Raw genomic sequence first — 21,874 nt, forward strand, 5'->3', positions numbered from 1 at the left:
ATGAAAAACGCACGTTGGTTAAGTATTTGCGTCATGCTACTCGCTCTTTTCGGGTTTTCACAGCAAGCATTAGCAGAAGCATCGCAAGCAAGCGTTCAAGTTACGTTGCACAAATTATTGTTCCCTGATGGTCAATTACCAGAACAGCAGCAAAACACAGGGGAAGAGGGAACGCTGCTTCAAAATTATCGGGGCTTAAATGACGTCACTTATCAAGTCTATGATGTGACGGATCCGTTTTATCAGCTTCGTTCTGAAGGAAAAACGGTCCAAGAAGCACAGCGTCAATTAGCAGAAACCGGTGCAATGAATAGAAAACCAATCGCAGAAGATAAAACACAGACAATAAATGGAGAAGATGGAGTGGTTTCTTTTTCATTAGCTAGCAAAGATTCGCAGCAACGAGATAAAGCCTATTTATTTGTTGAAGCGGAAGCACCAGAAGTGGTAAAGGAAAAAGCTAGCAACCTAGTAGTGATTTTGCCTGTTCAAGATCCACAAGGGCAATCGTTAACGCATGTTCATTTATATCCAAAAAATGAAGAAAATGCCTATGACTTACCACCACTTGAAAAAACGGTACTCGATAAGCAACAAGGCTTTAATCAAGGAGAGCACATTAACTATCAGTTAACGACTCAGATTCCAGCGAATATTTTAGGATATCAGGAATTCCGTTTGTCAGATAAGGCGGATACAACGTTGACACTTTTACCAGAATCAATTGAGGTAAAAGTGGCTGGAAAAACAGTTACTACAGGTTACACACTGACGACGCAAAAGCATGGATTTACGCTTGATTTTTCAATTAAAGACTTACAAAACTTTGCAAATCAAACAATGACTGTGTCGTATCAAATGCGTTTAGAAAAGACCGCTGAACCAGACACTGCGATTAACAACGAAGGACAATTAGTCACGGACAAGCATACCTTGACTAAAAGAGCCGCAGTTCGTACAGGCGGCAAGTCTTTTGTCAAAGTTGATAGTGAAAATGCGAAAATCACCTTGCCAGAGGCTGTTTTTATCGTCAAAAATCAAGCGGGGGAATACCTCAATGAAACAGCAAACGGGTATCGTTGGCAAAAAGAAAAAGCATTAGCTAAAAAAATCACGTCTAATCAAGCCGGTGAATTTTCAGTTAAAGGTTTAAAAGATGGCCAGTACTTCTTGGAAGAAATCTCTGCACCAAAAGGTTATCTTCTGAATCAAACAGAAATTCCTTTTACGGTGGAAAAAAATTCTTATGCAACGAACGGACAACGAACAGCACCGTTACATGTAATCAATAAAAAAGTAAAAGAGTCAGGCTTCTTACCAAAAACAAATGAAGAACGTTCTATTTGGTTGACGATTGCAGGCCTGCTAATCATTGGGATGGTAGTCATTTGGCTATTTTATCAAAAACAAAAAAGAGGAGAGAGAAAATGAAGCAATTAAAAAAAGTTTGGTACACCGTTAGTACCTTGTTACTAATTTTGCCACTTTTCACGAGTGTATTAGGGACAACAACTGCATTTGCAGAAGAAAATGGGGAGAGCGCACAGCTCGTGATTCACAAAAAGAAAATGACGGATTTACCAGATCCGCTTATTCAAAATAGCGGGAAAGAAATGAGCGAGTTTGATAAATATCAAGGACTGGCAGATGTGACGTTTAGTATTTATAACGTGACGAGCGAATTTTACGAGCAACGAGCGGCAGGCGCAAGCGTTGATGCAGCTAAACAAGCTGTCCAAAGTTTAACTCCTGGGAAACCTGTTGCTCAAGGAACCACCGATGCAAATGGGAATGTCACTGTTCAGTTACCTAAAAAACAAAATGGTAAAGATGCAGTGTATACCATTAAAGAAGAACCAAAAGAGGGTGTAGTTGCTGCTACGAATATGGTGGTGGCGTTCCCAGTTTACGAAATGATCAAGCAAGCAGATGGTTCCTATAAATATGGAACAGAAGAATTAGCGATTGTTCATATTTATCCTAAAAATGTGGTAGCCAATGATGGTAGTTTACATGTGAAAAAAGTAGGAACTGCTGAAAATGAAGGATTAAATGGCGCAGAATTTGTTATTTCCAAAAGCGAAGGCTCACCAGGCACAGTAAAATATATCCAAGGAGTCAAAGATGGATTATATACATGGACAACGGATAAAGAACAAGCAAAACGCTTTATTACTGGGAAAAGTTATGAAATTGGCGAAAATGATTTTACAGAAGCAGAGAATGGAACGGGAGAATTAACAGTTAAAAATCTTGAGGTTGGTTCGTATATTTTAGAAGAAGTAAAAGCTCCAAATAATGCAGAATTAATTGAAAATCAAACAAAAACACCATTTACAATTGAAGCAAACAATCAAACACCTGTTGAAAAAACAGTCAAAAATGATACCTCTAAAGTTGATAAAACAACACCAAACTTGGATGGTAAAGATGTGGCAATTGGCGAAAAAATTAAATATCAAATTTCTGTAAATATTCCATTGGGGATTGCAGACAAAGAAGGCGACGCTAATAAATACGTCAAATTCAATTTAGTTGATAAACATGATGCAGCCTTAACTTTTGATAACGTGACTTCTGGAGAGTATGCCTATGCGTTATATGATGGGGATACAGTGATTGCTCCTGAAAATTATCAAGTGACTGAACAAGCAAATGGCTTCACTGTCGCCGTTAATCCAGCGTATATTCCTACGTTAACACCAGGCGGCACACTAAAATTCGTTTACTTTATGCATTTAAATGAAAAAGCAGATCCTACGAAAGGCTTTAAAAATGAGGCGAATGTTGATAATGGCCATACCGACGATCAAACACCACCAACTGTTGAAGTTGTGACAGGTGGGAAACGTTTCATTAAAGTCGATGGCGATGTGACAGCGACACAAGCCTTGGCGGGAGCTTCCTTTGTCGTTCGTGATCAAAACAGTGACACAGCAAATTATTTGAAAATCGATGAAACAACGAAAGCAGCAACTTGGGTGAAAACAAAAGCCGAAGCAACTACTTTTACAACAACGGCTGATGGATTAGTTGATATCACAGGGCTTAAATACGGCACCTATTATTTAGAAGAAACTGTAGCTCCTGATGATTATGTCTTGTTAACAAATCGGATTGAATTTGTGGTCAATGAACAATCATATGGCACAACAGAAAACCTAGTTTCACCAGAAAAAGTACCAAACAAACACAAAGGTACCTTACCTTCAACAGGTGGCAAAGGAATCTACGTTTACTTAGGAAGTGGCGCAGTCTTGCTACTTATTGCAGTAGTCTACTTTGCTAGACGTAGAAAAGAAAATGCTTAATTTCTAGCATCACCGAAGAAATTTTTAGAAAAACAAAGAGCCTGGGCAAATCACTGTCCCAGGCTCTCATGCTTTATTTTTAAGGAGGAAGCAATGAAGTCAAAAAAGAAACGTCGTATCATTGATGGTTTTATGATTCTTTTACTGATTATTGGAATAGGTGCATTTGCGTATCCTTTTGTTAGCGATGCATTAAATAACTATCTGGATCAACAAATTATCGCTCATTATCAAGCAAAAGCAAGCCAAGAAAACACCAAAGAAATGGCTGAACTTCAAGAAAAAATGGAAAAGAAAAACCAAGAATTAGCGAAAAAAGGCAGCAATCCTGGATTAGATCCTTTTTCCGAAACGCAAAAAACAACGAAAAAACCAGACAAATCCTATTTTGAAAGTCATACGATTGGTGTTTTAACCATCCCAAAAATAAATGTCCGTTTACCAATTTTTGATAAAACGAATGCATTACTATTGGAAAAAGGAAGCTCCTTGTTAGAAGGAACCTCCTATCCTACAGGTGGTGCGAATACACATGCGGTCATTTCAGGACATCGTGGTCTCCCTCAAGCCAAATTATTTACAGATTTGCCAGAATTAAAAAAAGGCGATGAATTTTATATCGAAGTCAATGGGAAGACGCTCGCTTATCAAGTGGATCAAATAAAAACCGTTGAACCAACTGATACAAAAGATTTACACATTGAGTCTGGCCAAGATCTCGTCACTTTATTAACTTGCACACCGTATATGATAAACAGTCATCGGTTATTAGTTCGAGGACATCGTATCCCATATCAACCAGAAAAAGCAGCAGCAGGAATGAAAAAAGTGACACAACAACAAAATTTACTATTATGGACATTACTTTTAATTGCCTGTGCGTTAATTATTAGCGGCTTCATTATCTGGTACAAGCGACGGAAAAAGACGACCAGAAAGCATGGAAATTAACGATTCGTATAATAAAAGTGACTATGTTTTTATTTTTTTAAACCCTTTACGTAGTAAATCAATGACCAAACCTAAGCAAAAATAAGTACAAAAATGAAGCTCAGAAGAAATCAACATTCTGGTTGTTAAAGGCTGCTGGGAATAATAAGTATCCAGCACAGGCGTTTGGTGAATAATAGAAAAACCTAGAAAATCTGTAAGGGCCAATAGAAATCCCTTACTATCATATCCAGAAAACCAAAGTAGTATGACGAAAAGGCTAAACATACTAAAAAAAAGAGTAAAAAAATAGCTTTTCAATTTTTAATCCTCCTTATCGTGCATAATTGAACCAGAGAAACAGAAGTATTAACGAAATAACTAAAAGAGCAAGCCCTGAATAAAAAGCGACAAAGGGCCAATCAATCGACTGTTTAAATTCTTGCCAAGTTTGGATTTTTCTGTTTTTTTTCGCGCTATCTTCAAGCGTGAGTAAATAATTTAATAGTAAGAGGAGCAGCAACACCGTGAAATCATTTGTGTTAAAAAACACATGTAAAAATAGAATGACAAAGACAACACGGGATAACACTCGATACCGCAAAATTAAAAATAACTTAGCACGCATAATAAACCACCATTTCTTATCAGAGATAATGAATCTGTTTTTGTCTACTCTTTAGTTATATCATAAAATTCTTAATAATGAAAAAATTATTCGAGAAAATAATTGAAAAAAGTTTTTTTCCTGAATCATTATTTTCGTAAATAAAGAATAAACGTGTTACTCTTGGCTTATCAAATTTGGAAGGAGTGTTAAAAATGAAATATCTGGATATTATTGCTTTAATTTTATTGATTGTCGGAGGTTTAAACTGGTTATTAGTCGGTGCATTTAATTTTGATTTAGTTGCAACAATTAGTGGCGGTGCAACCACACCATTAGCAAAAATTATCTATATTATTGTCGGAATTTGTGCGATTTATTCTATTAAGTTTTTAGCTCCTTTGTTCCGCGAACCATAGGATTGATTTAAAAGATTTAGATAACGGGAAGTTATTTTAACTTAGTAATTGAGAGTTTCCTTGAGAAAGGGGACTCTTTTTTTATTTTCTATATTCGTTTCAGAAGGTTTAGACAAGCTCAAAAAATATTTCAAGAGAGCAGCGTTGTTTTCAAAATAGAACCTAGCATTACCTCGAATGTACCTCAAATAACCTGTGTCTTTTTTTGAATCATTAGTTCAAATTGATGTGATCACTAGTGAGAAAAATCAGCTCTAGGATATATAGGAAAATATAAGCATCAAATAGGGGTTTTGATGATAAATTATCTTTTTCCTTGTTATGATTATAACAAGGAAAAGAAAGTAGGGATTTATGTATGGAATTACAGGTGACAAAAAAGGCTAAATTTTTTTGTTTGGCGATGGCATTACTAATGACATTAGGTATTTTTATCAGCGCTGGTACAAGTGTTTATGCATCTGACCAGCTAGAGGATTCAGAAGTTGAGGCTGTAGCAAAAGGACTGGAAGAAATGTATGCGAATGGAGTGACGGAAGATAACTTTAAAAACTATGTCAAAAATAATTTTGCTCAGCAAGAGATTTCTTCAGTTGAGGAAGAGTTAAATGTAAATATTTCTGATGCTTCAACAGTAGTTCAAGCACGTTTTAATTGGAATGCATTAGGAAGTTGCGTTGCTAACAAAATCAAAGATGAGTTTTTTGCAATGATTAGTATCAGCGCAATTGTAAAAGCTGCACAAAAGAAAGCCTGGAAAGAATTAGCAGTGACTGTATTACGCTTCGCTAAAGCCAATGGGTTAAAGACGAATGCTATTATTGTAGCTGGACAACTAGCTTTATGGGCAGTTCAATGTGGGTTAAGCTAATGAATTTAAAAGATCATGTTACGGAAATAGTAATTACTTTTATCATCGCTTTTGTATATACTTGGATAGATTCAGGAGAAATTGAAATCTTAAAGACTCTTTTGATAACAATAATATTTTTAGCCATGTTCTATGCAATACCCAAAATCACCAATAGAAAAAGAAAATGAAGTGGTTTTAGAAAGATAATGTGATAGGAAGTGTAAGAGGAGGTAACGAGCCTTCTCTTTATTTTTTTATTGACTTGCTATGTAGATGGTTCAAGATAGCTAAAAAGCCTACCAAACCGTTAAAATGAAGTTTGGTTCACGACAACCACATTAACAGTTTAGGAGGTAATACTTATAAAAAAAGCCATAGAAATTTCATTACACTTAAGGTGGAAATATAAGTATCCTATATAACATTCAGGTTTAAACTATTCAATGTTTCTTTGATAAGCTTAGCATAGCTTGATTCCTACTTAGAATGGGTTCAGTAACTTTAATTCTACAGAATTTTTGGGGGTCTTTTTTTGTGAATCAAGAAAGATGTTGGAAAAAATATTGATATTAGAAATATAGAAGCTAAAAACTACATCATATCAAGATATGTTTTTTTCTAAATCATCAAAATACTTTACTAATATTTCCGCTTTTCCAAGTCCAATATTTTCAATAGCTGTTTTTCCACTTCTGATTTTGTCAATGTATTGCGTGCTGATTCCAGTTTCTTTTGCAATACGATAGCTCGTTAAATCTAGGTCTATTAATTTTTCGATTTTTTCAGTGTAAGTCATTTAATCAACTACTTTCTTTTGCTTAATATGCCTACAATTAACAAGATCACTGAGTAAGTAATCCAATTAATTACAGTAAAAAGTGTCAGTACTAAACCGACTAACACGATAGTTAATAATACATAATTTTTATTATTCAGGTTATTCTTGCTAGAATTATTCTATAGAGAAGGGAATGCTAGCAAGAATAATAAGGTTAGTTTATTTCTATACTATCTAGCTTTGATATAAAACATAGTTATTAGTAATTGAAAAGATGGCTAAAAAGATAAGTTTTGTAGCAGTCTTTTTCTTAATTCTTCCTTCCTATCTGTATACATTTGGATGAATTCATTCTTTTTATAAACTTTATTTAGTAAATTCCTATTTAGATAATAATCCAGTTCCTCGTTAGAATTATATCTTTTTAATACCCAATCATCGAAATACTTATTATTTTTTTCTGTATTAGGAATGCCTTCTAGTAATTGTAAATTTACAATTGTATCGATGTGTTCAACAATAAATGTTATTTCTTCTTCTGAATAACCTATTTCTCTTAAATTCTTTTTATTTTTATATTTGCTTGAAGGGAATATATGATCTTGGTGAAACTTATTTTTTAAATCTATGGCTGGAAAAATTACCGATAAAAGTGTGAAAGAGTACTTTCCAATTTTTGTATCTAGTAAATAATCAATGTCTTCATCCGTTAGGATTAAAGATTTGTTTGTATCTCTAACTTTAAGAAGTTTTGACAATGGGAACCCTTCGGATAAATCCTGCATATTTTCTCTCATTTTAAGTAATATTGAGTCTGGAGTTCCTCCAAAGATTCTTTTTAACAAAGAAATCTGAACAAAATATTTTATTTTATTCCTATCATTTAAGTATCTATCAGCTTCTAAATAGTTATTTGGGCAATCAATTTTGTATAGGTAATAAACAACAGGGATGATTACACTATTAGCAATTAAAGTATCTCCATTAAACCCAAAATTTGAAAGTAAATTCACTGCTAAAGATATTGCTTTTTTTGTCTTTTCCCAGTTAGTTTCGATTAGGTTTGTGGTTTGTTTGTCAAAATTGGAAGCTCTAAATTTAATATTCTTTTTATCAGTTAACACTAAAGCAGCCTTTAAAATATTATCTTTGTTAAAATTGAAACCGTTTCCTATCATATTTAGTTCATCAACTAATGAATAAATTTCTTCTCGAGCATTCAGATTTTGCCATTTAGCAGTCGCTAAAGAAAGCAAAAGGTCAGAATAAGTTAGCGTAGTACCACCGCTATTCATTCTGATAAAGATATCTAAAACCTTATCAATTTCTTGTGAGTTTTCTTCATAATATGCCAATATATCTTTTTCCATCATTTGATGTAAAGTTCCTAAAGAATTCATAATATAACTTGTTTTTTCAACGGATTCATTAGGAAAATTTTTCCGATAAAGCTCTTGATATCTAGCAATCACAGTAAACATTTCACCTACTTCAAATTGCAAAATATCGGAGACAGGGTACCAAAGAGTATCTTCGGTAAAATCTTCTGCTTCCTCATTAGTTAAAAATCTAAAATCAAATTGAACATCTTTGTTGGTATCTAAATTTGGAGAAACGATATTTAAATAAAGCTGTCTCGAAGGATAAGCATTGTCATTATTTTTCCATGCTCCTTTTATTTTGTAGCTGTAGGTACCTTTCAAAGCTATATAGATAGATGTTATTCTTTGTTGCCCATCTAGTATTGCTGTAACACTATCTTTATGTGAAATATTGATTTTTGTATTATGTCTAGCATCTCTTTGATGGTATTCTTTTAATATGTTATAAAATTCATATTTATTTATATTTTCATTTTGGACGTTCCAAAATAAGAACGAGCCGATGGGATATCCTTTCATAATGGAATCGAATAATCTTTCAATTTGTTCTGGTTTCCATACAAATTCTCTTTGAAGCGCAGGTAGTACATATTCATTGTTATCTATTTTCTTAATTAAATTTTTTATAGTGAAATTTACGTAACCCATTTTGAGAATCTCCTTTGACATTATTTAATTAATTTTACCACATAAAATACAAAAATATTGAATCTATTTTTATTATACAAATTTGTTATCTGGATTCTATAAGGTAATATAAATCGAAATTTCTACAGGTTTATCCATTAGAATATCTATTCATAAATATGAAATAATTACAATGGAGATTCATTTTAGAAAAAGTGGATATCCATGTGAAGCTAATCGAATCAAGTATAATTTAAATAAATTGAAATTATTCAGCAGAAAATTGGTTCGTTATGTAAAAGATTACCTTTTTAATAATGTTTTCTTGAAAGTATTCACCAAATTTTGATTATTAGTTGATACCTTTTTCTATTTTCTTTATGATTTTTCTCAAAAGTCCGAGTTCAGTCCAACTCCCAAGAAAATAAGGAACTTACTAAATCGTTGATTTAACAACGTTTAGCAAGTTCCTTTTTAATGGAGACGGCGGGAGTCGAACCCGCGTCCAAACATATTGCCACTTAAATCTCTACGTTCATAGACACTCATTTAAAGGTTCGCTTTACAGCGTGCCGAGTGACAGGCATTCTGTATTGCTAGTCTGGTAAGCTCCTCTAAATTTTACAGACGGAAAAATTTAGCGTATCCCACTTCGATTAGGACCCTGACCCGAGCACATGGGCGATGCCGGGAGGATCTTCGCTAGCTGGTTTTTAGGCAGCTAAAGCGAAAGAATTGTTTTCGTTTTTAGCAGTTATATTTAACTGTAACGTTTTAACGTAGCCGTAACCTACGAAACGCAATTCAAGCTCAACTATGCCTGTCGAATCCGTAACGCCCCCGAAATAACATAAGTATCCCTTGATACTTATCAAAGTATAGCATAAATTCCTTGTTTTTTCAAAGAGTAGGATAACACTCTGTTAGATATTCATAAAAAGAGGAAGGATGGACCGTAATTCAGTTCATCCTTCCTCTTTTTATGAAAGTGTGTGGGTATGTTTTGTAATCCATTGTTGCAAACGGATATTCAACCAAAAACCATAAATTCCTAAAGTAATTATAGTTAATAAAAGCCATTTAATCCAATGACCGAATAATTGCATAGCTGTACCGTCAAAATAAAGGCGTTTACCATCAATAACGGTATGCTTGATTTTCCAGTTGTACATCATACAAATTCCCCAAGGTGCGCAAATGCCTAATGTAAAGACAGTAATCAAGGTTGCTAAAATTGAAGTCCCGATATACGTTGCTAAACCACCGTCAAAATATGAATTTTTCATTCTTTTCCTCCTTATCTCATAAACTTTATTATAACAAGAATAAATGGCCTGGGAAACAAAATGAGGATGAAATAAGTATTTTTATTCATTATTGATGTGAAATATGTTATTTATGCAACTCAAACTTGGCAACATTAGATATTTTGTAACAAATGTTATCTAATGTAACTACCATAATAAAACGTTTTCCTTAGGAAGTGAATTAGAAATTTAAAAAAAAGGCTACTTAAATGAGCATTAATATTGTACGAGACATATCTTTTTGCTATTGTCAACTTCTGAAAAAGACCACTAAGTGGAAAAAATAAGAGAAAAGAAAGGTGAATAATTTTTTATGACAAAAAGTGTAAAATTTTTAGTGTTACTGTTGGTAATGATTCTACCAATTGCGGGGGCGTTATTGATTGGTCCAATTTCGTTTGGCGCCGAATTGAGCAAAAGTTCAATCGTTGACAAAGTAGAATTAGATCACACTACTTTATATCAAGGAGAGATGACCTCCATTAAAGTATCTTTTAGTGACAAAGAGAATCAGAAAATAAAACCTGGCGATACTATTACTTTAACTTTACCAAATGCATTAGTTGGAATGACCGAGAACGATGGCTCACCACGAAAAATCAATTTAAATGGTTTAGGGGAAGTTTTTATCTATAAAGATCATGTTGTAGCAACATTTAACGAAAAAGTTGAATCTTTACATAATGTGAATGGGCATTTTTCTTTCGGGATTAAAACGCTTATCACCAATAGTTCGCAACCGAATGTGATAGAAACGGATTTCGGAACAGCAACGGCGACTCAACGTTTGACGATTGAAGGAGTGACTAACACAGAGACTGGCCAAATTGAGCGAGACTATCCGTTTTTTTATAAAGTAGGCGATTTGGCTGGAGAGTCAAATCAAGTACGCTGGTTTTTAAATGTGAACCTCAATAAATCCGATGTCACAGAAGATATTTCAATTGCGGATCGACAAGGAAGTGGTCAACAATTAAATAAAGAGAGTTTTACATTTGATATTGTGAATGACAAAGAAACTAAATATATTTCACTTGCCGAGTTTGAGCAACAAGGTTATGGCAAAATTGACTTCGTGACAGATAATGACTTTAATTTACGTTTTTATCGGGATAAAGCACGCTTTACTTCCTTTATCGTCCGTTACACTTCGACAATCACAGAAGCAGGCCAACATCAAGCAACATTTGAAAATAGTTATGACATCAATTATCAACTAAACAATCAAGACGCAATGAATGAAAAAAATACATCACAGGTTAAAAATGTTTTTGTAGAAGGCGAGGCAAGCGGCAATCAAAATGTGGAAATGCCAACAGAAGAAAGTCTAGACATTCCTTTAGAGACAATAGAAGAATGGGAACCAAAGACACCTACTTCGGAACAGGCAATAGAAACAAGTGAAAAGACAGACACAACAGAAACCGCAGAAAGCAGCCAACCAGAAGTTCATGTCTCACCAACAGAAGAAGAAAATCCAGATGAAAGTGAAACGTTAGGTACAATTGAACCAATCATACCTGAAAAACCAAGTGTGACAACTGAAGAGAATGGCGCAACAGAAACGGCAGAAAGCAGCCAACCAGAAGTTCATGTGTCGCCAACAGAAGAAGAAAATCCAGATGAAAGTGAAACACTAGGCACGATTGAGTCAATCATACCTGAAAAACCAAGCGTAACAACTGAAGAGAATGGCGCAACAGAAACGGCAGAAAGCAGCCAACCAGAAGTTCATGTGTCGCCAACAGAAGAAGAAAATCCAGATGAAAGTGAAACGTTAGGTACAATTGCACCAATCATACCTGAAAAACCAAGCGTAACAACTGAAGAGAATGGCGCAACAGAAACGGCAGAAAGCAGTCAACCAGAAGTTCATGTGTCGCCAACAGAAGAAGAAAATCCAGATGAAAGTGAAACACTAGGCACGATTGAGCCAATCATACCTGAAAAACCAAGTGTGACAACTGAAGAGAACGGCACAACAGAGACTGCAGAAAGCAGTCAACCAGAAGTCCATGTCTCACCAACAAAAGAAATTACTACAACTGAGAAAAAACAGCCATCCACAGAAACAACTGTGGAGACAAATAAAAATGTTACATCAAAAAATCAACCACAAATACTAAACGCTCCATTAAATACATTGAAAAATGAAGGAAGCCCACAGTTGGCTCCCCAACTGCTTAGTGAACCAATTCAAAAATTAAATGAAGCAAACGGGCAACGAGAACTTCCCAAAACAGGCACAACAAAAACACCGTTTATGTTAATAGCAGGAATACTGGCAAGTACATTTGCCGTTTTAGGTGTAAGTTATCTACAAATCAGAAAGAATTAACAATAGAAAAGCCATCCAGCTTTCGCTGGGGGGCTTTTCTATTATCTGGAGATAAATTGCTGATAGGCGCCAATCAAAAACTATGCTACAGTAAGGTATATAATGCTCGAAAAGGAGGGAGTAAATGACTAAAAAATATGGTCGCACTTTCAGAAAAGCTTCACTTGGTACATTTTGATTGGCGTGATTGTTTCATTATGTAGTGCTTTAGCAATTTATTTTTTTCAACAGTTGTTAGATCATTATCAAAAAAGTTTCCAACTAGGGTTGTTAGTAGCGTATGGAACGACAATTATTTTAATTCCGCTATTGTCTTACTGTGAACAGAAACCGAAAGCTTACTTAACTAATGGCATCTATTTCTATTTGAAGAAATTAAGTTTAATAAAAATGAGCAAGATTTCCTATGAAGAATATCTAAAACTGGGAGCGGGAGCTTTACTACAAAAAGTAGAAGTTGGTGCAGCAGCTGGGAGAAATATCCACTTGAATTTTTATGGACGCTTATTTCGAGAGCTAATTCCAGAGACGTTATTTAATTTGTTTTTCATAGCATTGATTGATAAAAAATTACTACCAGCAATTCTAATTGGTTATGTGATTGTATTTATTTTAACCAAAATACTTTTGAAAACGCTACAAAAAATGAAAGAAAAAACACTTATTTCTGAAGAAGCAATGAATGCTACTTTGATACGAGGGATGACAGAACTAGTGACTTTTAGAATTAATCGAAAATATAAAAAAGAGATTGAAAATTACGCGTTAATGGCAGAGGAAAATAGTCAAAATATAACAAAAATGACTATGATCCATGAATTTTTCTTTGGCTTTTTTGCCTTGTTAGTCGCACTTATCAAAGTAAGCATTGTCGTACTTAGTTTTACTAACGTTGTGACATTGAGTTTAGGTGGACTTGTAGCGATAGTGATGTATATCGATCGAATTTATACGCCGATAGCCATATTTAATGTTTTATTTGTTCAATATAATTTGGATAAAGTAGCCTATCAGCGCTTGGAAGATTTTTATAAAAAAGAAGATGATCCTGACTTAGCGGTTCCAGGAAAAGCGTTACCTGAAATTCAAACAATTTCATTAAAAGATGTGTGTTTTAGCGTAGATAGTCAAACGATTATGTCCCAACAAAATCGACAATTTTCAATGAACAAAACCTATGGCTTGATTGGAAAAAGTGGGACAGGCAAATCTACCCTGATTAAATTGATTTTAGGATTATTGAAACCGACAGAGGGGACAGTTTATGTGAATCAATTTCCTCTAACACAATTCAATTTGGAAGATTATTATGAAAAAGTTTTTTATTTATCTCAAGATGTGCCAATATTTCAAGGAACGTTGAAAGAAAATATTGTATTGAATCAAGAAATTTCTGATGAACAAGTAATTGAAGCTATGTATCGTTTTCAGTTGGGGGAACTTTATGAACGGTTGCCGGAAGGTTTAAACACTATTGTGAGTGAAAAAGGAATGAATTTTTCTGGTGGCGAGAAACAACGGATTGCTTTCACACGCTTAGCATTTACACAAGCAGAGATCCTTATTTTAGATGAGGCGACTTCTGCATTGGACGAAAAGACCGAAGAAAAAGTGTTACAAGAAGTACAAAAATTTACCCACAATAAGTTGACTATTTTGGTTACTCATCGACCTAAAACCCTGCGATTTGTAGATGAAATTATTGATTTAAATGAGTGAACTTGTTAGCTCTTTGGCGCTTCTTTTGCTACACTTTTTATAAGAATTGAGAGAAAGGGGCAACTGTTGATGAATAATAATGAGCAAGAATTAGCGGAATTTTGGGATGAATTTGCAGAAGAATATGAAGAAATTCAACAAGAATCGCCATTTCCAATTGCCCAAGAATTACGTGATTTCTTGGTCCAAGAAGGCATTTTTCCGTGTCAGACATTTCTGGATATCGCAGGTGGGACGGGACGATATTTGCCTTTTTTTCAAGAGCAAGTCACGGAGTACACGCTAGCCGATATTTCTCAGAGAATGTTGGAGATTGCGGAAGCAAAAGCACAAAGCAACGTTGTTTTTCTTCACCAAAGCCAAGAAAGACTGATTGAGACTGGGAAAAAATTTCAAGTCGTTTTTTCAGCGATGAACCCTGCTTTGGATACGCCGGAAAAAGTTAATGCATTGTGCCAATTAAGTGAGAAATGGTGTCTTATATTTCGGCTAGTGGAAGAGCAAGATTCGTTATTTTCTCCTTTTGAGCAAGAGAGCAACCCGCAGTTAAATTGGATGGCAAAATACAAAGCATTTCTAAAAAAAGAACAGCGACCTTTTTTCACAAAAAAATTTTTCTTTGAAGCATCAGAAACTATTTCAAAAGACTTTTTCCGCAGCTATTTTGAAGAACAATGGTCAGTTCCAATTTTAGAACAACGCGTACAAGAAATTTTTGGTTCTCATGAAATTAAGCAAAATCAGCGTACCATTATTTATGAATTAATTGTTATTCCATGTAAAAAAACAACTAGCGATTACTAATTATCGCTGGTTGTTTTTCGGTTATTTAATTGTGCGAAAGCTTTTTCTGGAATCTCTTTTTTATCAATTTTGGCAGGAGATTGGATGATTCTTTTTTTACTAATGGTTGCTTCTATGTAAGCATTTGGTTCCAAAGGTTGCGGATTTTTGTCTGTCCGTTCGTAGTCCATAACTTGCGTTTTTCCATTACATTTAACAAAAGTTAGTCGATAGTGTAAAGAATATTGGCCATCTATGCTTTTTTGATTGTCATCTACTGTTTGTTTTCGTTCAGGAATTTCTAGAGGAACTTGTGCATAGGCTTTTTCACCCTTATATGTATCTGCATAATAACGATAGCCTGTATAACCACCAACAATAAATAAGCCAATAAATAAAATAGCGCCGATTTTTTTCATTTTTTGTCCTCCTAACAATTTACAAAAATAGCATAGCAAAAGAAGAAGGAGATGGAACATCGAAAAAACGAACAGTTGTCTTACAAAACTGTTCGTTTTTTTGTCTATTTAGCTTTCATCAGAGAGTAGAAAGGAATCATTTTTCTTACGATAACTAAAGAAAATAACAAAGTACAGTAGGCCTGTTAAAAGAGTGACGCCTAACGAATTTGTAAATAAGATGCCAATAAAGATGAGGCCTAAAATGATTAAAGCAAGGAGATTAATACTTTTTTCAAAGAGAGACCCTCGTTTTAAAGACAGAACAAACGCCGCAGCGCTAATTAAAATCCAAATTAGCAAGACAGTGTAAGAGAGAGAACCGGCTAAGTAACCAAATAATTCATCGCCAACAAAATAAGAAAGAATAACGCCCAGATATAAAACACTGGCGCAGAAGAAAACTGAACGTTGAGGTACTTGGTGCTTGTTTAAAACCGCAAGTTTACTCATGGGTCCTTTTTTATCTTTTAAGCGAAAATATAAAAGGCGAGAAGAGGCGTATACCCCAGAATTAATAGAAGAAAACAAGGCTAAAATAATCACAAAATTTACGATGTCAGCAGCAAAAGGAATATTCATTTTTTCAAAAACCATAACAAATGGACTCACCGTTGTGCCTGCTAAGGTATTCCAAGGGAAAATAATCAAAAGTAAGAATAATGGAATGATATAGAAGGAAATAATCCGTCCCATCACACCACGAATCGCTTTAGGAATGGCTTTTTTAGGATCATCTGCTTCACTGACAGTAATCGCGATTAATTCTGAACCGCCATAAGAATAAATAACTACTAATAAAGAATTAACAATACCTTTCATGCCATGTGGGGCGAAGCCACCATGATCGGTGATACTTTGTAAAGTAGGGAAGACACCACTGCCTAGCATTTGTTGTCCCACCAGATAAACACCAAAAATAATTAACAAAATGATGACACTAATTTTAGCAAACGCCAACCAATATTCTGTTTCTGCAAATAAACGAACCGAGTAAAGATTAATGAGCGTCGTTAAAATAGCTAAAATGAAAACAAAAAACCAAGCAGGAATATTAGGAAACCAAAGTTGTAAAAAGGAAGCTGCGGCAACCGCTTCTGCGATAATATTAATTGTCCACATGGAATAATAAACCCAATCAATAAAATCAGCAGAATGTGCACCTAAAAATGGTCGAACTAAGCCAGACAAACCATGATGTGTGTCTCCGCCATCTAAAACAAGTTTTCCTAAACCACTCATGACGATGAAGAGAACAGCACCGCCAATTAGAAAGGCGATTAAAACAGAAGGACCAGCAATACCAATTGCTTCGCCACTTCCTTTAAAAAGACCTGCGCCAATCGCTCCCCCTAAGGCTAACATCGTAATGTGGCGCGAGCTTAATTGTTTTTTTAAGGTTGTTTGTTGTGTTTCACTCATAGGATTCTCCTTTAATTGAAAAAAATAATATGAAAATAACTTTCTTTATTATATACAATTTTCTGACAATTACAACTATTCTGTCAATGAAAATGAAAAAATAAGTGAAAAATATTATGAAAATAAAAAAATCGAGCAATTTAAGTGATTAAAATCGCTCAATTTTTTTATTAATTTTTATTTTTTAATAGAGTCATAATTGTTAATGGAACAGTAATGACTACATAGCCGATGATACTAGCCACTACTAAATAAGCTATAGAACTTGAGAAATTAAATAAGTCCGTTAAAAGTATTGCGACAATCATTGAAATAGCATAACAAATGAATAATTGAATAAACCGCTTTGCAGACAAAAAATCACCTCTTCCTAATTAGTTAAAGTCTCTTTTCAATCATTTAGTATACACCTGAAAAGAAGAATAAACTATCATTAATTAAAAGAAAAAGTGAAACAACTAGCGGATTTTTTGTTCAGCTGATTATCTTAAGAATTAGAAAATGGGACATAAGTCATCTCGACTTATGTCCCATTTTCATTTATGACGTTGGCTTCGTGTAAATTGAGAAGTCTCGTCCTCTCTAGTGGTTGGTTGCTGTGTTCGTTGTACGGCTTGCTTTTCCGGCTCGCTCTTTTTTGCAACATCAGTCACAACATTTGGCTTCTGGGAAGGGGGAACAGTTGTTTTTTTGTTTAAAGTTGGCGTAGTTCTTTTTGTTTCTTTCTTTTGTTTCTTTTTATTATTTTTATCATTTCCAGTGACTGTCAAATAGATAATCAGAAAAATCATTAGGATCGTTGCAACAATTAATAGAATAAACATGTTAAATGAAATGAACATGCATGGCCCTCGTTTCTCGTTTTTTCTTAGTTTACCAAAATTTCAAAATTTCGTCACTCTTTTCTTCAGAAAAAACGAATTTCGAAGGGGGTAAAAGAAACTTTTATAAAAAAGCCTCCTTTTTTGTGTGAAAATGCACAAAATTTCTGGAATCGTTTGCTGTTAAAACCAGATACTGGTAAAATAATTATTGTATAAGAATCATTTTAAAAAACGATTTTTGTTACAAATAACGTATTTGTTGAAAAGGCACTGTGAAGTAGTTAGAGACGACAGCCAAGTGACTTTTAATGACAGCCGCCCAATTAATTTCATGGAGCCTTTTCGTAGAAAACGAGGAGGTTATTTTGCGTGAAAGTGAGTATATTTTCGACATGCGTGGTGGATTTACTTTTTCCAAATGTAGGGCAAGCAATGGTAGAGGTTTTGGAACGTTATGGCTGTGAAACGGTTTTACCAACAAGCCAAACGTGTTGTGGTCAGCCAACGTACAATAGTGGCTATGTGACAGAGAGCACGACAACGCTTAAGAATCAAATTGATAGTTTTGACGGTGCCGATTATGTGGTGGGACCTGCGGGGTCTTGTGTCGGCATGATGAAAGAATACCACAAATTTTTAGCAGATGATCCTATTTATGGACCAAAAGCACAACGTTTAGCTGAGCGAACTTATGAGTTTAGTCAGTTTCTTTATCGTGTCTTAGGGGTCAAAGATGTTGGCGCAACGCTATATGGGAAAGCCACTTATCATCGTTCTTGTCATATGACGCGAATTTTAAATGAACGAGAATCACCCTTTGTTTTGTTGGATCATGTGAAAGGATTAGAAATGATTCCTTTAGGACATCTTGAAAATTGTTGCGGATTTGGCGGAACGTTTTCAGTGAAAATGCCAGCTATTTCTGAACAAATGGTGACGGAAAAAATGAACGATGTGATTGATACAGGCGCAGAAATTTTAATTAGTGCGGATATGGGTTGCCTGATGAATATCGGGGGTAAATTCAATCGTGATGGGAAAAAGATTAAGATTATGCATATTGCAGAAGTCCTTAATCACGAAGTGGATGAAGCACGCATGGACCAACCGCAAATCATATCGGTAGGGTAAGGGGGAAGAACTGTGGGATTATCAACGAGCAATAAGCCGTTAAGTGAACGAATTGAAGAAAGTAAAAAAGATGTGTTTATGCAAAAGGCTGTCGCCAAAGCACAAGATGCCCAATGGGAGAAACGAGAAGGTGCGCGGGAAGCTTTAGGCAATTGGCCACAATGGCGTGAACTGGGAGAACAAATTCGCCAACATACAATTCAGTATCTGCCTGACTATTTAGAAGAGTTCAGTGATAACGTCGCCAAACGAGGTGGCAAAGTCTTTTTTGCTCAAACCGCCGAAGAGGCCAATGAATATGTGAAACAAGTGGTTCTAGAAAAAAAGGCGAAAAAAATTGTGAAATCTAAATCAATGGTGACGACCGAAGTCGATATAGATCCAATGTTATTGGGATTAGACGATGTTAGTGTGATGGAAACAGATTTGGCGGAATTCATTTTACAAATGGATGACTGGGATGAGCCGTCACATATTGTTTTCCCAAGTATTCATAAAAATCGCGAACAGATTCGTCAGGTTTTTGCGAAAAAATTAGGGTATCAAGGGGATAATGACCCAGTAAATTTGGCACGCTGTGCACGAGAAGTGATGCGCAAATTCTTTTTGGAAGCGGAGATTGGCATTACAGGTTGTAATTTCGCTATTGCGGATAGTGGCTTAATTAACTTAAATACAAATGAAGGAAATGCTGATTTGACCATCAGTATTCCTAAGACACAAATCGTGTTAATGGGGATGGAAAGAATCGTACCAACAATGCGTGAAGCAGAGGTTTTAGATAACCTTTTAGCCAGAAGTGCTGTTGGTCAAAATTTAACAACGTATGTGACGTTTGCCGGGCAAAAAAATGCGGATGAATCCGATGGTCCAGAAGAATTTCACGTAGTCATTTTGGATAACGGGCGTTCAAAAGCTTTAGGAACAGCCTTTCAGCCAGTCTTACAGTGTATTCGTTGTGGGTCTTGTCTGAACGTTTGTCCGGTCTATCGCCATATTGGAGGGCACGGTTATGGCTCTATTTATCCAGGACCAATTGGTGCTGTACTTTCTCCAATTTTAGGTGGATATAAACAGTTTGGGGAATTGCCTTATGCGTCTAGTCTTTGTGGGGCATGTACGGAAACGTGTCCTGTGAAAATTCCATTGCACGAACTATTAATTGAACATCGTAAAGTGATGACCGATGATCTGAAAATGAAACATGGATTTGAAGATTTCCAAATGCGTATGGTAGGTAAAGCCACTGGTTCACCAGCAATGTTTAAAGCAGCCATGAAAGTCGATCATGCTGCAGCGGGCATTTTAAGTAAACAAAAAGAAATTACTGTTGAAAACATGTATAATCATGGGGGCTACCTTGATAAAGGACCAGGGTTAGTAAAAGGTTGGACCGATGTTCGTGATTTGCCAAGACCACCAAAATCTTCAGAAAACTTCAGAAGTTGGTTCAAAAAACATCAAGAAGGTGAAAAAAATGACTAACGAAGCGATTCAAAATCGAGAACCTTTTTTACAAAATCTACGAGAAAAATTAGGCGTAGAAAAACAGCCTGTTTCGGCCCATCCATTTGAGCCAGTTAATCATTTACCAGAAGAACAGTTGGCAGATAAAACACCAGCAGAGCTATTAACGATTGTGAAAGAACGTGTGGAAACGATTCACACGAACTTAGTGGAAACCACACAAGAAAATTTACTGACGACGATTCAGCAAATTGTTGCTGAGTTTGGTGGGGGCAATCTTTTATTGCCAACAGATGCACGTTTTGAAGCCTATGGATTAGCTGATTTAGCTAAGTCATTAGAGGCTGTTTCTGTTAAGCAATGGCAACCTGGAAGTGAGCAACGAGAAGCGAATATTCAAACAGCTGCTCAGGCAAATATTGCGATTGCCTTTGCTGAGTTTTTACTAGCTGAATCAGGAACGATTGTGGTGGAGTCCAATGCGGGACAAGGCAGAGCCTTACATTTTTTACCGAAGCATTATATTTCAATTATACCGTTTAGTAAACTCGTTCCACGTTCGACTCAGCCAGCAGCTTTTTATACAGATAAAATAGAAAAAGGCGAAAAAATCGGCTCAGCGATTCACTTTATTTCAGGGCCTTCTAATTCAGGAGATATTGAAATGCAACTGGTTGTCGGGTTGCATGGTCCTTTAGAAGTTTGTTACGTGGTTGTGATGGATCGCTAAAACGCTAGAAGCATAATCAATTCAGCCCTTTTTAGAATTGATTATGCTTTTTTTATGAGCAGGATCAAAAAAGTAAGAATCAAATTTGAAAGAAATACGTTTTTTTTCTGACCATTTTGTAAAAAAAGCGTACATAAAAATTAATTGAGTGTTAAGCACTATAGGATTGATTTACTTTGTGGTAGAATATGAGACATAAGATAATAAGGTTTTTGGAGGAATGAGTTTGAAATCAAAAGAATTAATTAAAACAGTAGTCTTTTTTGCCTGCTTAGCTTTGGGTCTGTTTTTACTGAGACAATTTGTATTTACGCCTGTCGTAGTGAGAGGTCATTCAATGGATCCAACGTTAGCAGATGGTGAACGGGTAATTACATTAAAAAACACAGAAATTAATCGTTTCGATATTATTACTTTTCCAGCGCCAGATGAACCAGATAAAAATTATATTAAACGTGTGATTGGTTTACCTGGAGATACAATTGCGTACAAGGATGATACGTTGTACATCAATGGAAAAGAAGTTGACGAACCCTATTTAGATGAATTTAAAAAAGCCTTAACAGATGGTCAACCTTTGACAGGCGATTTTTCACTAAAAGAAAAAGTACCAGCAGATAGCTACTTTGTTTTAGGTGATAATCGACGGAATTCAAAAGACGGTCGTGTCATTGGTTTTATTCATAAAAAAGATATTTTGGGTGAAGTGAAATTTGTGATGTGGCCATTCTCACGGTTTGGTCCAATACCAGAAGTGTCAAAACAATAAAAGATACAATGAGTAAAAG

22 protein-coding genes and 1 other RNA gene are annotated in these 21,874 nt (G+C 35.2%); 13 read left to right on the forward strand and 10 right to left on the reverse strand.

Going from position 1 to position 21,874, the window contains the following annotated elements; translation table 11 throughout:
- The 3 genes from ebpB to srtC all read left to right on the forward strand — a co-directional run bounded on the left by ebpB (position 1) and on the right by srtC (position 4,262).
- The gene (ebpB, locus tag AB1I62_RS05255; protein WP_048737680.1) at positions 1–1,431 is read left to right on the forward strand and encodes an endocarditis and biofilm-associated pilus minor subunit EbpB; all 1,431 of its coding nucleotides are present in this window, start codon (positions 1–3) and stop codon (positions 1,429–1,431) included.
- The gene (gene ebpC, locus AB1I62_RS05260; protein ID WP_048737677.1) at positions 1,428–3,311 is read left to right on the forward strand and encodes an endocarditis and biofilm-associated pilus major subunit EbpC; all 1,884 of its coding nucleotides are present in this window, start codon (positions 1,428–1,430) and stop codon (positions 3,309–3,311) included. The genes ebpB and ebpC overlap by 4 nt, the downstream gene beginning before the upstream one ends.
- Positions 3,312–3,404: 93 nt before the next feature.
- Positions 3,405–4,262 (forward strand): Ebp pilus assembly class C sortase, encoded by an 858-nt coding sequence (srtC, locus tag AB1I62_RS05265; protein ID WP_002394164.1) that lies wholly within the window; start codon positions 3,405–3,407, stop codon positions 4,260–4,262.
- A gap of 21 nt (positions 4,263–4,283) precedes the next feature.
- Here srtC and AB1I62_RS05270 read toward each other — a convergent pair whose 3' ends face one another.
- Both AB1I62_RS05270 and AB1I62_RS05275 read right to left on the reverse strand, forming a co-directional pair.
- A complete protein-coding gene (locus AB1I62_RS05270) occupies positions 4,284–4,562 on the reverse strand; it encodes a hypothetical protein (protein ID WP_239660080.1) in 279 nt (92 codons plus the stop codon).
- Between the two features lie 13 nt (positions 4,563–4,575).
- Entirely contained in the window at positions 4,576–4,869 is a 294-nt protein-coding gene (locus AB1I62_RS05275; RefSeq protein WP_048737673.1) for a hypothetical protein, read from the reverse strand.
- A gap of 194 nt (positions 4,870–5,063) precedes the next feature.
- Here AB1I62_RS05275 and AB1I62_RS05280 point away from each other — a divergent pair, with 194 nt between their 5' ends.
- From AB1I62_RS05280 to AB1I62_RS05290, 3 genes are all read left to right on the forward strand, one after another.
- The gene (locus tag AB1I62_RS05280) at positions 5,064–5,267 is read left to right on the forward strand and encodes a DUF378 domain-containing protein (protein WP_002381996.1); all 204 of its coding nucleotides are present in this window, start codon (positions 5,064–5,066) and stop codon (positions 5,265–5,267) included.
- Between the two features lie 358 nt (positions 5,268–5,625).
- A complete protein-coding gene (gene entV / locus AB1I62_RS05285; RefSeq protein WP_002358120.1) occupies positions 5,626–6,138 on the forward strand; it encodes an enterococcin EntV in 513 nt (170 codons plus the stop codon).
- On the forward strand, positions 6,123–6,308 hold the full coding sequence (locus AB1I62_RS05290) for a hypothetical protein (protein WP_033625701.1): 186 nt from the start codon (positions 6,123–6,125) through the stop codon (positions 6,306–6,308). Before entV ends, AB1I62_RS05290 begins: the two co-directional genes overlap by 16 nt.
- Before the next feature lie 413 nt (positions 6,309–6,721).
- On the opposite strand, the gene AB1I62_RS05295 is transcribed toward AB1I62_RS05290, so the two are convergent.
- The 4 genes from AB1I62_RS05295 to AB1I62_RS05310 all read right to left on the reverse strand — a co-directional run bounded on the left by AB1I62_RS05295 (position 6,722) and on the right by AB1I62_RS05310 (position 10,193).
- Complete coding sequence (locus AB1I62_RS05295) at positions 6,722–6,916, reverse strand: hypothetical protein (RefSeq protein ID WP_002360606.1); 195 nt, start codon at positions 6,914–6,916, stop codon at positions 6,722–6,724.
- Positions 6,917–7,176: 260 nt separating this feature from the next.
- Positions 7,177–8,928 (reverse strand): DUF262 domain-containing protein, encoded by a 1,752-nt coding sequence (locus tag AB1I62_RS05300; RefSeq protein ID WP_002378176.1) that lies wholly within the window; start codon positions 8,926–8,928, stop codon positions 7,177–7,179.
- 454 nt (positions 8,929–9,382) lie between these two features.
- Positions 9,383–9,749, reverse strand: a transfer-messenger RNA (tmRNA) gene (ssrA, locus tag AB1I62_RS05305).
- A 138-nt stretch (positions 9,750–9,887) separates the two neighbouring features.
- Positions 9,888–10,193, reverse strand: a complete 306-nt coding sequence (locus AB1I62_RS05310; RefSeq protein WP_002360604.1) for a DUF898 family protein — start codon at positions 10,191–10,193, stop codon at positions 9,888–9,890.
- Between the two features lie 334 nt (positions 10,194–10,527).
- Here AB1I62_RS05310 and ace point away from each other — a divergent pair, with 334 nt between their 5' ends.
- The 3 genes from ace to AB1I62_RS05325 all read left to right on the forward strand — a co-directional run bounded on the left by ace (position 10,528) and on the right by AB1I62_RS05325 (position 15,075).
- Positions 10,528–12,552, forward strand: a complete 2,025-nt coding sequence (ace, locus tag AB1I62_RS05315; RefSeq protein WP_141411712.1) for a collagen-binding MSCRAMM adhesin Ace — start codon at positions 10,528–10,530, stop codon at positions 12,550–12,552.
- 135 nt (positions 12,553–12,687) lie between these two features.
- Positions 12,688–14,271, forward strand: coding sequence for an ABC transporter ATP-binding protein (locus AB1I62_RS05320; protein WP_048737742.1), 1,584 nt, complete (start codon positions 12,688–12,690; stop codon positions 14,269–14,271).
- A gap of 69 nt (positions 14,272–14,340) precedes the next feature.
- The gene (locus AB1I62_RS05325; protein ID WP_367019129.1) at positions 14,341–15,075 is read left to right on the forward strand and encodes a class I SAM-dependent methyltransferase; all 735 of its coding nucleotides are present in this window, start codon (positions 14,341–14,343) and stop codon (positions 15,073–15,075) included.
- Here AB1I62_RS05325 and AB1I62_RS05330 read toward each other — a convergent pair.
- The 4 genes from AB1I62_RS05330 to AB1I62_RS05345 all read right to left on the reverse strand — a co-directional run bounded on the left by AB1I62_RS05330 (position 15,072) and on the right by AB1I62_RS05345 (position 17,758).
- Entirely contained in the window at positions 15,072–15,473 is a 402-nt protein-coding gene (locus AB1I62_RS05330; RefSeq protein ID WP_065420468.1) for a YxeA family protein, read from the reverse strand. The genes AB1I62_RS05325 and AB1I62_RS05330 overlap by 4 nt on opposite strands.
- 108 nt (positions 15,474–15,581) lie before the next feature.
- Positions 15,582–16,934: an amino acid permease gene (locus tag AB1I62_RS05335; protein WP_002382100.1), complete on the reverse strand. Its 1,353-nt coding sequence runs from the start codon at positions 16,932–16,934 to the stop codon at positions 15,582–15,584.
- Between the two features lie 170 nt (positions 16,935–17,104).
- Entirely contained in the window at positions 17,105–17,290 is a 186-nt protein-coding gene (locus AB1I62_RS05340) for a hypothetical protein (protein ID WP_048737747.1), read from the reverse strand.
- A gap of 180 nt (positions 17,291–17,470) precedes the next feature.
- Positions 17,471–17,758 (reverse strand): hypothetical protein, encoded by a 288-nt coding sequence (locus AB1I62_RS05345; RefSeq protein ID WP_002386008.1) that lies wholly within the window; start codon positions 17,756–17,758, stop codon positions 17,471–17,473.
- Positions 17,759–18,127: 369 nt separating this feature from the next.
- Between AB1I62_RS05345 and AB1I62_RS05350 the strand changes: the two genes are divergently transcribed.
- The 4 genes from AB1I62_RS05350 to lepB all read left to right on the forward strand — a co-directional run bounded on the left by AB1I62_RS05350 (position 18,128) and on the right by lepB (position 21,855).
- Positions 18,128–18,889 carry a (Fe-S)-binding protein gene (locus tag AB1I62_RS05350; protein ID WP_002360596.1) on the forward strand — a complete coding sequence of 254 codons (762 nt, stop codon included), beginning with the start codon at positions 18,128–18,130 and terminating at the stop codon, positions 18,887–18,889.
- Between the two features lie 12 nt (positions 18,890–18,901).
- A complete protein-coding gene (locus AB1I62_RS05355) occupies positions 18,902–20,374 on the forward strand; it encodes a LutB/LldF family L-lactate oxidation iron-sulfur protein (protein ID WP_002358041.1) in 1,473 nt (490 codons plus the stop codon).
- Positions 20,367–21,086 carry a lactate utilization protein C gene (locus tag AB1I62_RS05360; protein WP_010716939.1) on the forward strand — a complete coding sequence of 240 codons (720 nt, stop codon included), beginning with the start codon at positions 20,367–20,369 and terminating at the stop codon, positions 21,084–21,086. Before AB1I62_RS05355 ends, AB1I62_RS05360 begins: the two co-directional genes overlap by 8 nt.
- Positions 21,087–21,306: 220 nt before the next feature.
- Positions 21,307–21,855: a signal peptidase I gene (lepB, locus tag AB1I62_RS05365; RefSeq protein ID WP_002358039.1), complete on the forward strand. Its 549-nt coding sequence runs from the start codon at positions 21,307–21,309 to the stop codon at positions 21,853–21,855.
- The last annotated feature ends 19 nt before the right edge of the window (positions 21,856–21,874 follow it).

Source organism: Enterococcus sp. AN402 (genome assembly GCF_040719405.1).
GTDB classification, from domain to species: Bacteria; Bacillota; Bacilli; order Lactobacillales; family Enterococcaceae; genus Enterococcus; species Enterococcus faecalis.